The following is a 10,330-nucleotide window of genomic DNA, read 5'->3' as shown; positions in this document are numbered from 1 at the left end:
GACTGGAGTTCAGGCGTGGTCCTCTCCCGTTCTTGCGGGTGGTGGAGCCCCTGGCGATCCGAGAATATTGCCGAAACCCACCAGCAGGAGTTGCCACCACACAAAATACCCCTCCCCCATTTTGCCCCGGCCCCCCACCCCCGGGCCCCGGTGAAAACGCCCTTCCCACCCCCACGCCCGCCGCTGCGGCAGCCATTTCAATACCCACGCTGCCGGCCAGAACGATCACATCCGCCAGCGACGCTTTACCAGACTCCTGCTGAATTTTTTGCAGGGTTGGCAGCACATCGTGAATCACGCTGGCATTCACTGCCCAACCGTTTTGCGGTGCCAGTGCCAGACGTGCACCGTTGGCCCCGCCACGTTTGTCACCGCCACGGAAAGTGGAAGCAGATGCCCAGGCCGCAGAGACCAGTTGGCTGGCGCTGAGACCGGAAGCAGCAATCTTCGCTTTCAGATCAGTGATCTCATCAGCGGTTGGCTGGTGGATCGCGGCTGGCAATGGATCCTGCCAGATCAGATCTTCTTTTGGTACTTCCGGGCCGATGTAACGCGCTTTTGGCCCCATATCGCGGTGGGTCAGTTTGAACCAGGCGCGGGCAAAGGCTTCATTAAAGGCCTGTGGATCGTTGAGGAAACGGCGGGAGATCTTGCCGAACTCTTCGTCAAAACGCAGCGTCAGATCGGTCACCAGCATGGTGGGCTTGCGCTTTTTCTCGGGATCGAACGGGTCTGGAATGATCGCTTCCGCATCCACCGCTTCGAACTGGATCGCGCCTGCTGGGCTGTGTGTCTGTACCCATTCGTATTTGAACAGGTTCTCGAAGAAGTAGTTGCTCCACTGGGTAGGCGTCTGCGTCCACACCACTTCCAGACCGGAGGTAATCGCATCAGCACCGGCACCGCTGCCGTAGCTGCTGCTCCAGCCGAGGCCCTGCGCTTCAATTGGCGAGGCTTCTGGATCAACACCCACGTGGCTGGCGGCAGCCGCACCGTGGGTTTTACCCAATGTATGGCCACCGGCAATCAGCGCGACGATCTCTTCATCGTTCATGCCCATATTGCCGAAGGTGGCGCGAATCGCTGGTGCCGCTGATTTCGGATCGCCGCTGGCTTCCGGGCCTTCCGGGTTGACGTAGATCAGGCCCATTTCGGTGGCACCCACCGGCGCATTGGCAAGACTTTCTGGGTGGCGATGCGCCAGCCATTCAGTTTCGTTACCCCAATCCACATCCAGATCCGGTTCCCACACGTCTTCACGTCCGGCACCAAAACCAAAGGTGCGGAAGCCGGCATTCTCCAGCGAGACGTTACCCGCCAGAATATAGAGGTCGGCCCAGGAAATTTTCTGACCGTATTTCTGTTTTACCGGCCACAGCAGGCGACGTGCTTTATCGAGGCTAACGTTGTCTGGCCAGGAGTTAAGCGGCGCGAAACGCTGCTGCCCACGGCCGGAACCACCACGACCATCCACGGTGCGGTAAGTACCGGCACTGTGCCACGCCATGCGAATGAACAGCCCAATATAGCTGCCCCAGTCGGCTGGCCACCAGGATTGAGAGTCGGTCAGAATAGCGCGGATATCCGCTTTTAACGCCGGGTAATCCAGCTTGCTGAACTCGTCGCGGTAGTTGAAGTTTTCACTGAGGGGATTGGAACGGTTGGAGTGCTGATTTAACAGGTCGACACGTAACATATTTGGCCACCAGTCGCGGTTGGTTGTTCCGCTCCCCGCGCCACGTGCCAGTACGCTTTTTTCTTCAGACGCCCCGTGATGAAAGGGGCACTTGCCTGACGCTGCTGCATTATCGTTATTGTCGTGCGTGCTCATTTTTCGGCTCCGTTTGCTTCACATTGTCCGGTAAAGATAACCGTACCTTGTGAAAGAATATATTTGGATGAACCGAAGGTTTTGATAGTTACTGTCTTTCAAGCGCAGCGTGTGACATGGCGCACAGAAAGTAGGGTTTTATCGTCAGTTGCGCATAATTTCGTCACTAAAACAGGTGTCGTTTGCAGCCAGTTGTCCCTAAATGCGCACCCTGCAGTCACTGGAGTGTTGCAGGGTCGCCATTTAGGGTGGCCGTGACAAAATTAGCTGCCGCGATAGGTTGACCACGACCACGGTGAGATCAGAAACGGCAGATGATAATGGCTGCCCGCCGAACCAATCACAAAATCAATCTGTGCACTGACGTACAGCGCATCGCGTCCGTCAGCAGCGAAATAGTCACCGATCTCTGCGGTCAATCGATAATGGCCCGGTGCTAACGGCTCGGGCGTTAAATCTTTAATACGGCCATCGCTATCGGTTTCCCCCTCCGCCATCGGCAACCAGCCTTCCGGGCTGTTCTGCTCCAGGGATATGGCCACGCCGATAGCGGGTTTACCCAGCGCGGTATCCAGAATGTGAGTGGTAATGGTGCTCATACAATGCTCTCCTTAAGCCGTAACAGGGTGATTTCACGCAGTTGCGTCAGCGCTTCCTGCTGCTCTGTCTCTGCATCATTGTTGAGCCTGCGCTGCAATTCCGCCAGCATCTCCTCGCCACTCCGCCCTTTGGCACGAATCAAAAACACCCGGCTGAAGCGCTGTTCATAGGATTGATTGCCCGCCAGCATGGCAAATTGCAGCGCGCCATCGGCCTGCTGCATCGCCGACTGCTCATTGCGTGACAATACTGCCTCTTTGCCCGCGCCCGCGGCTTTTTCACCAATACGGGGGTGAGCGCGTAATGCTTGTTCCAGTTCGGCACCTTGCCAGCGCTTTGCCAGTGTTTCGGCGGTCGTATAGAGCGCTTCCACATCCGCAAAAGGCCGTGCGGCCACCAGCGCTTGCTGCCAGTCAGGAATTGCCACGCAGTGGGCTATCGCTGTGTGTGCCTCATTGGGCGTGGCATTGTTAAACACCGCTAACTCCATGCAACGGCTCCTTAAGCCTGTGCCAGATCGCTGACCGCTTGCAGATAAGCCTGCACGCCCAATGCCACATCGGCTACCTGCACGGACTCGGCTGGATGATGGCTAATACCGCGATAGTTGCGCACGAACAGCATACCCACTGGCCAGCGATCGGCGATCGCAATCGCGTCGTGCCCTGCGCCGCTTGGCAAAGAAACGCTGCGGCCCTGCACGGTTTCCACCGCGTGGCTCAGCGCCTGTTGCAAACGTGCATCACAGGCGGTTGCCGCAATACGGTAATATTCGCTAGCGGTAAAAGTCAGTCCACGCCGCAAGGCAATCGCTTCGGCTTGTGTCAGCAGCGCGGACAACAGGCGCTCCAGCGGCTCATCCTGCGGCCCACGCACATCCAGTGAAAACTGCACTTCACCGGGGATAACATTCACGGCGCCCGGTAAACAGCTCAGGGTGCCGACCGTGGCCACCAGTTGTGGATCTTGCTCGGCAGTGGTGTGCTCAACAAACACCATCCACTCGGCGGCGGCGGCCAGTGCGTCTTTACGATGGGTCATCGGCACCGTGCCAGCGTGGCCCGCTTCACCGATAAAGCTGCAATTCAAACGACGCGCGCCGTTAATCGCGGTCACCACGCCAAGCGCCAAATCTTCCTGTTCCAGACACGGCCCTTGTTCAATGTGCAGTTCAAGGTAAGCCGCAATGTCGTTGACGTCGCGTGCTGCCTGCAAAATGTTGGCAGCGTCCAGACCGAGATCCTGCATCGCTTCCGCCACAGTTATACCGTTTCCATCCGGATGCGTTACCCAACTCTCGGGCCATGTGCCGGTAATACCCCGGCTGCCCAACAGCGTGATGCCAAAGCGCGTGCCCTCTTCATCGCCGAACCCGACAATCTCAATCGCCAGCGGTAAGCGCAGCTGACGATCGTGCAGCCACTGTACGGTTTCAATAGCACTCAGCACACCCAGCATGCCGTCATAGCGCCCGGCATTGCGCACCGTGTCCAGATGAGAGCCCAACAGCAGCGCCTGCGCGCCGGGTTCAGCAGACTCATAACGACCGCAGATATTGCCCACAGCATCTTGCCAGGTGGTCATGCCGGCCGCCTGCATCCATTCTGCCACGCGGGCGTTGGCGCGGACCTGTTCAGGCGAGAGATAGACACGCGTCAGACCATCCTCACTTTCACTGATTTCAGCCAGGGCATCGCAGCGTGCCATGACGCGGGCAGCGGCGGACTGCGCCTCGCTGGCGGTCATCAGGCTTTTGCTCATGCGTGGCTCCCGTAATGATCCCACGCCGCCTGCATGGCCGCGCCTTGTGTCGAACGGTAACCCACATGGTTCAATACCGCTTCCAGCGCGCTCAGGGTTTGCATCACGCAATCTTTGCGCGCGTTGTAGCCCATGGTGCCGATGCGCCACACTTTGCCGTGTAGCGGGCCAAACGAGGTGCCGATCTCAATACCAAAATCTTCCAGCACCAATTTGCGCACCTGGTCGCCATTCACACCCTGCGGGATCACCACACCAAGCACGTTGTTCATCTTGTGCTTCAGGTCACCAAAGGTTTCGAGGCCCATGCCCTGAATACCTTTCAGCATCGCCTCGCCGTGCAACTTATGACGTGCAATACCGTTATCCAGCCCTTCCTGCATCATCAAACGCGCGCACTCACGCGCGCCAAACAGCGCGGTAGTGGCTTCGGTATGGTGGTTCAGACGTTCCGGCCCCCAATAATCCATGATCATGCCGAGATCGAAATAGTTGGAATAAATCATCTCCTCATCACCATCCTGATGATCCGCGGTACGGATGCCCTCTTCCACACACTTACGTTTGCGGATCACCGCTTCCATCTGCGGGCTGAGGGTGATCGGAGAAGTACCCGACGGACCGCCAAGGCACTTCTGCATACCGGCAGAGACCGCATCCAGTCCCCAGGCATCGGTTTCCAGCACGTTACCGCCCAGTGAAGCGGTGGCATCGGTATAGAACAGCACGCCGTATTTCTGGCAAATGGCGCCAAGTTCTTCCAGCGGCTGCAGCATGGTGGTAGAGGTATCGCCCTGCACCGTTAGCAGCAGGCGCGGCTGCACTTTTTTGATCGCGTCTTCAATTTGATCGGGGGTGAACACTTCGCCCCACGGCACTTCAATAGTGTGCACTTCGGCGCGGCAGCGGCGGGCAATCTCACACAGCAGATGGCCAAAGCGGCCAAACACCGGCACCAGCACTTTGTCGCCCGGACGGATAGCCGAGAGCAGAATCGCTTCGATACCGGCGCGCGAGGTGCCGTCAATCAACATGGTCCAGCGGTTTTCGGTACGAAATACACCACGATACAGCGCCATCACTTCATTCATGTAGTGCGTCATCGCCGGATCGTACTGACCCAGCAGCTGGCTCGACATGGCGCGCAGGACACGCGGATCGGCGTTGATAGGACCAGGGCCCATCAGCAGGCGTTGTGGTGGATTTATTTGCGAAAACTGACTGATATCCATGTGCTATTCCTTTTGAAGACTTAAAGACGGACGGTGGAGATAAACTGTTTAAGCTCGGCGGTCTGCGGATTGGCAAACAGCGTTTTGCTGTCACCCTGCTCCCAGACACGGCCCTGATGCATAAACACCACGCGATCGCCCACATCACGGGCGAAGTTCATTTCATGGGTAACGAGGATCAAGGTCATGCCCTCGGCAGCCAGCTGTTCCAGCACCTTCAGCACTTCGCCCACCAGTTCAGGATCGAGCGCTGAGGTGATCTCGTCACAGAGTAATACTTTCGGCTGCATCGCCAGCGCACGGGCAATCGCCACGCGCTGCTGTTGTCCACCGGATAAATTGGCCGGGTAGTAGTTGATGCGTTCGCCGAGGCCGACTTTCTCCAGCATCTGCGTCGCCAGCTCGCGACATTCGGCTTCGCTTTTCTTCAGCACCCGGCGCGGCGCCAGCATCACGTTTTCCAGCGCGGTCATGTGCGGGAACAGGTTGAAGTTCTGGAACACCATGCCCACCGAGCGGCTGATTTCACGCGCCTGGGATTCACGGTCAGTGATCGTCATACCGCCGAGTTTGATGCTGCCTTCCTGGTAGCCCTCCAGTCCGTTCATGCAGCGCAGCAAGGTACTTTTGCCCGAGCCGCTGCGGCCGATGATCGAAATCACCTCGCCGTTGTCGATATCCAGATCGACACCTTTCAGGACGTGGTTGTCGCCGTAGTACTTCTGGACCTGATTAATGGTGATGAGCGGCATTGAATTTTTTCTCCAGGTACTGGCTGTAACGCGACAGCGGATAACACATCAGGAAGTAACCCAGCGCCACCAGGCCAAATACCTTAAAGGGCTGATACGTCACATTGTTCAAAATAGTGCCGGCTTTCGTCAGCTCGACGAAACCGATAATCGAGGCCAGCGCGGTGCCTTTAATCACCTGAACGGCAAAGCCTACGGTCGGCGCAATGGCGATGCGAATCGCCTGCGGTGCCACCACGCGAAACAGCGTTTGACCAAAAGTCAGTCCGAGGCAACGCGATGCTTCCCACTGGCCCTTCGGCAGCGCACGAATACTGCCGTGCCAGATATCCACCAAAAATGCGCTGGTGTAGAAAGTTAATGCCAGCGAAGCGGCGGTCCAGGGCGCCACATCAATGCCAAACAGCCCGACGCCAAAGAAGGCGAGGAACAGCTGCATCAACAACGGCGTGCCCTGAAACAGTTCGGTGTAGCAGCGAATCAGGCGCGTCAACCATGGGCGCTTCAGCAGGCGTAAAAACAGCAGCGGTAAGGTCACCAGCGTGCCGCCAAAGAAGGCCACCAGCGACAGTAAAATCGTCCAGCGCGCCGCCAGCAGCAGGTTGCGCAGGATGTCCCAGTCAGTAAAGGTTGTCATGCGGGCTGCGCTCCAAACCATTTACGCCCCAGCGCCAGCAGCAGTTGTCGCATGGCAATCGACAACGCCAGGTAGATCAACGTGGTCACCAGATAGACTTCAAAACTCAAGAAAGTGCGTGACTGAATCAGGTTGGCGGCGAAGGTCAGCTCTTCGTACGACACCTGCGACACCACCGATGAACCCAGCATCACAATGATGCATTGGCTGACTAGCGCCGGATAAATACGTTGCAGCGACGGCGGCAGAACCACGCGGATAAAAGTCTGCGTGCGGGTCAACCCCAGCACACGGCCCGCTTCCCACTGCCCTTTCGGCGTCACCTGAATTCCGGCGCGGATAATTTCAGTGCTGTACGCGCCAAGGTTAATCAACATCGCCAGCAGCGCTGCTTCGCCCGCCGTCAGTTTCAGACCAAGATTGGGCAAACCAAAGACGATAAAAAACAGCTGTACCACGAATGGCGTATTACGGATCAGTTCGACATAAACGCCCCAGATGCGACTCGCCCAGCTCGGTTTGCCACTGCGCAGTGCCGCGCCGAGAATCCCCAGGCTCACCCCGCCGACGGTGGCCAGCACCGTTATCTGAATCGTGACCCACAGCCCTGCCAGTAACTCTGGCCAGTGCGGCCAGAGATCTGCAAAATTGAGTTGCCCAATCATTGCGTTATGCGCCGAGGTTGGCTGGCAGTGGGGCTTTCAGCCACTCTTCTGACAGTTTGTTCAGCGTGCCGTCTTTGATGCCCTGCTCAATCAACACGTTCACTTTGTCTTTCAGCGCTGGCTCATCTTTCTTCAGGCCGATAAAGCACGGTGAATCTTTCAGCATGAACTGCGGCACCGGCGCTTTTTCTGCGTTCTGGCGCGCAATGGCAGCCACCACGAGGTTACCGGTTGCGACATACTGCACCTGGCCTGACAGGTAAGCTGACAGCGTGGTGTTGTTATCTTCATAACGCTTCACCTGCGCATCTTTTGGCGCCACATCGCTCAACACCATGTCCTCCACTGCACCGCGCGTCACACCAATTGATTTACCGCTTAACGCTGCAGCATCTTTCAGTGGCTCGCCTTTTGGACCAAATACGCCGAGGAAGAACGGCGCATAGGCACGGCTGAAATCGATCACTTTCTCGCGTTCGGCGTTTTTGCCCATGCTGGAGATCACCAGATCCACTTTATCGGTTTGCAGATAAGGCACGCGGTTGGCGCTGGAGACCGGCACCAGCTGCAACTTCAGTTTCATCTGCTTCGCCAGGTACTTGGCCATGTCGATGTCATAGCCTTGTGGCTGTAAATCGGTACCGACTGAACCAAACGGCGGGAAGTCCTGCGGCACCGCAATGCGGATGACGCCACGCTTCTGAATGTCTTGTAGCTGATCGGCCATCGCACTGCCGACCTGAGCCATCAGCAATGCTGCGCCTGCGACTGCCAGTAAAACTTTTTTCATTATGCACCCCGGTGAGTTTATCGTGAAACAAAAGATTCTTGATAAAACGATTTGCAACTAATGTGCCAACCGCAGGGTGTGGGGCGCAAAGGGAAGAAAAACGAATAAACACGGAGTTTAAGGCGATAAAAACGGGCATTGCGCCCGTATTAAAACCCGATCAAAAAAGGTGCAAAGCACCAAAGTGGTGCCCACTATCGGTGTTCCAGTTCATCCAGTTGCTGATAAAGATCGGCAATTTGATGAATACGCTGACGGCCTTGCGACAGCATTTCATGCAGCAGTGCATTTGCCAGCAGGTTGATCAGACTCATCGCCGAGGCATAGCTATCAAAGGCGGAGACGCTATCAAGCGGCGCGCACAGCTGCCAGTGTGCCAGGGTGATAATACCCTGCGCCTGCGGCTCGCACAGCGCCAGCACCGGGATGTTGCTCTGCTGTAGCTGCTGCATCAGCGGGCGGATGATGCGTGGACGGCGGCGGAAGGCCATCACGACCACAATATCTTCCGCTGTGATATCCACCAGCTCCTCGCCCAGCGTCTGGCCGGGTTGTGGTAACACATGTACCTGCGGACGCGCCTGCATCAGCTGCTGACGCAGGTGCAATGCCACCGGATAGGCGTTACGCATGCCGATAATAAACACCCGCTTTGCAGCACCCAGCGCCTGAATCACTTCGCCAAACTGCTGCGGGTCGATGCTGTTCACCCACTGCGTCAGGTTGGCCATCTCCTGCTTGTAATGACGCGACAGTAAGGTATTGCCCTGCACTGCATCGCGATTGTCGGTTAGGGGCATCCCGCTCTGACGCAGCGTACGCAGCTCATCACGCATGTTCTTGTATTTCTCATAGCCCAGACGTTTAAACAGGCGGCTGACTGTCGCCTTCGATACCCCGCTCAGCCGCGCCAGCTCTGCGCTGTTGTAGCTGATCAGGTCATCAAAATGGTCAAACACAAAATCGGCAATACGCTGCTCCTGCGGCGACAGTTGCGGATAGTGACTGCGAAGGCGTTCATCAAGCTGTTTCATCATTGGTCCTGTAACTTTCGTTTCATCACAAGCTAGCACAAATCGATCCACATTGATGTCCGACCAAAACTGGAACAGCTCTTGCTTAGATCACCCCACGGATTTGTAGGGGTTCCCATTACGGCGACCACTAACCCAATCCCCCTACAAAAGAATCAATGATGAAGAGTTCACTATGATACAGAGCAACATGGCCCCGCTCGGCATGGCCGTCACCCCACATCATCTCGCCAGTGAAAGCGCACTGGCGGTTTTACGCGAAGGCGGCAACGCGATTGAAGCGATGGTAGCGGCAGCGGCCACTATCGCGGTTGTCTATCCGCACATGAACGGCTTGGGTGGCGATGGGTTTTGGTTGGTCGTGCCGCCCAATGGCGATCCTATCGCTATCGATGCCAGTGGCGCAGCAGGCTCACTCGCCCACCTCGACTTCTATCACGGCGAAAGCCATATTCCGCATCGCGGTCCTAAAGCAGCGCTCACCGTAGCAGGCACGGTGAGTGGCTGGCAGGAGGCGTTAACGCTAGCTGAAGAGCTAGGTTCTGCGCCGTTGCCGTTAGCCCGTTTGCTGCGTGACGCCATTCGCTATGCTGCCGATGGCATTCCTGTTACCGCATCGCAGGCTGCCGCCACTGCCGCAAAGCAACATGAATTGCTTGATCAACCCGGCTTCGCTGCGACCTTCTTGCCTGACGGCACCGTGCCTGGTGCCGGTAGCCGTTTTACCCAGCCCGCGCTTGCCAATACACTTAGCGTGTTGAGTGAACAGGGTCTGGAGAGTTTCTATCGCGGCGAACTGGCCCACCATCTGGCACGTGAAATGACCGCGCTGGGTATGCCGATCACCCTGGAAGATCTTCAGAAACAGCACGCGCGCCGCTGCACGCCGCTACATCTGGCACACAGCGAAGGCGACATCTGGAATATGACGCCTCCGACGCAAGGTTTGGTATCGCTGGCCATTCTGGGCATCACCGACCGGTTGAACATGGCAGAGGCGGATGAGGCACAAACTGTGCACCGCATTG

At 57.1% G+C, this 10,330-nt stretch carries 11 protein-coding genes; 1 reads left to right on the top strand and 10 read right to left on the bottom strand.

Features of this window, described 5'->3' with window-relative positions; translation table 11 throughout:
- The 10 genes from katG to hpxU all read right to left on the bottom strand — a co-directional run.
- On the bottom strand, positions 1-1,831 hold a 1,831-nt coding region (gene katG / locus H7A81_RS22275), incomplete at its 3' end, for a catalase/peroxidase HPI (RefSeq protein WP_182058749.1).
- A 263-nt stretch (positions 1,832-2,094) separates the two neighbouring features.
- Positions 2,095-2,430, bottom strand: a complete 336-nt coding sequence (gene uraH / locus H7A81_RS22270) for a hydroxyisourate hydrolase (protein ID WP_034825380.1) — start codon at positions 2,428-2,430, stop codon at positions 2,095-2,097.
- A complete protein-coding gene (uraD, locus tag H7A81_RS22265; RefSeq protein ID WP_182058748.1) occupies positions 2,427-2,921 on the bottom strand; it encodes a 2-oxo-4-hydroxy-4-carboxy-5-ureidoimidazoline decarboxylase in 495 nt (164 codons plus the stop codon). The genes uraH and uraD overlap by 4 nt, the downstream gene beginning before the upstream one ends.
- An 11-nt stretch (positions 2,922-2,932) precedes the next feature.
- A complete protein-coding gene (gene hpxK, locus H7A81_RS22260; protein WP_182058747.1) occupies positions 2,933-4,192 on the bottom strand; it encodes an allantoate amidohydrolase in 1,260 nt (419 codons plus the stop codon).
- Positions 4,189-5,424, bottom strand: a complete 1,236-nt coding sequence (locus H7A81_RS22255) for an alanine--glyoxylate aminotransferase family protein (protein ID WP_058961559.1) — start codon at positions 5,422-5,424, stop codon at positions 4,189-4,191. Before H7A81_RS22255 ends, hpxK begins: the two co-directional genes overlap by 4 nt.
- Positions 5,425-5,444: 20 nt before the next feature.
- Positions 5,445-6,176 (bottom strand): amino acid ABC transporter ATP-binding protein, encoded by a 732-nt coding sequence (locus tag H7A81_RS22250; RefSeq protein WP_034825388.1) that lies wholly within the window; start codon positions 6,174-6,176, stop codon positions 5,445-5,447.
- Positions 6,157-6,813: an amino acid ABC transporter permease gene (locus tag H7A81_RS22245; protein WP_058961561.1), complete on the bottom strand. Its 657-nt coding sequence runs from the start codon at positions 6,811-6,813 to the stop codon at positions 6,157-6,159. Before H7A81_RS22245 ends, H7A81_RS22250 begins: the two co-directional genes overlap by 20 nt.
- A complete protein-coding gene (locus tag H7A81_RS22240; RefSeq protein ID WP_038648825.1) occupies positions 6,810-7,478 on the bottom strand; it encodes an amino acid ABC transporter permease in 669 nt (222 codons plus the stop codon). Before H7A81_RS22240 ends, H7A81_RS22245 begins: the two co-directional genes overlap by 4 nt.
- 4 nt (positions 7,479-7,482) lie before the next feature.
- Positions 7,483-8,268, bottom strand: coding sequence for a transporter substrate-binding domain-containing protein (locus tag H7A81_RS22235; protein WP_058961562.1), 786 nt, complete (start codon positions 8,266-8,268; stop codon positions 7,483-7,485).
- Positions 8,269-8,462: 194 nt separating this feature from the next.
- Positions 8,463-9,302, bottom strand: a complete 840-nt coding sequence (gene hpxU / locus H7A81_RS22230) for a MurR/RpiR family transcriptional regulator HpxU (protein WP_182058746.1) — start codon at positions 9,300-9,302, stop codon at positions 8,463-8,465.
- Between the two features lie 175 nt (positions 9,303-9,477).
- Here hpxU and H7A81_RS22225 point away from each other — a divergent pair.
- On the top strand, positions 9,478-10,330 hold an 853-nt coding region (locus H7A81_RS22225), incomplete at its 3' end, for a gamma-glutamyltransferase (protein ID WP_182058745.1).

The sequence above is a fragment of the Pantoea sp. ME81 genome (genome assembly GCF_903970985.1).
Classification (GTDB): Bacteria; Pseudomonadota; Gammaproteobacteria; order Enterobacterales; family Enterobacteriaceae; genus Pantoea; species Pantoea communis.
This window is presented reverse-complemented; position numbering and strand designations above follow the sequence as displayed.

Bases quoted from the DNA above. Each gene is read 5' to 3' on its own strand.
- uraH (WP_034825380.1), bottom strand. From the start codon at position 2,430: ATGAGCACCATTACCACTCACATTCTGGATACCGCGCTGGGTAAACCC.
- uraD (WP_182058748.1), bottom strand. From the start codon at position 2,921: ATGGAGTTAGCGGTGTTTAACAATGCCACGCCCAATGAGGCACACACA.
- hpxK (WP_182058747.1), bottom strand. From the start codon at position 4,192: ATGAGCAAAAGCCTGATGACCGCCAGCGAGGCGCAGTCCGCCGCTGCC.
- H7A81_RS22255 (WP_058961559.1), bottom strand. From the start codon at position 5,424: ATGGATATCAGTCAGTTTTCGCAAATAAATCCACCACAACGCCTGCTG.
- H7A81_RS22250 (WP_034825388.1), bottom strand. From the start codon at position 6,176: ATGCCGCTCATCACCATTAATCAGGTCCAGAAGTACTACGGCGACAAC.
- H7A81_RS22245 (WP_058961561.1), bottom strand. From the start codon at position 6,813: ATGACAACCTTTACTGACTGGGACATCCTGCGCAACCTGCTGCTGGCG.
- H7A81_RS22240 (WP_038648825.1), bottom strand. From the start codon at position 7,478: ATGATTGGGCAACTCAATTTTGCAGATCTCTGGCCGCACTGGCCAGAG.
- H7A81_RS22235 (WP_058961562.1), bottom strand. From the start codon at position 8,268: ATGAAAAAAGTTTTACTGGCAGTCGCAGGCGCAGCATTGCTGATGGCT.
- hpxU (WP_182058746.1), bottom strand. From the start codon at position 9,302: ATGAAACAGCTTGATGAACGCCTTCGCAGTCACTATCCGCAACTGTCG.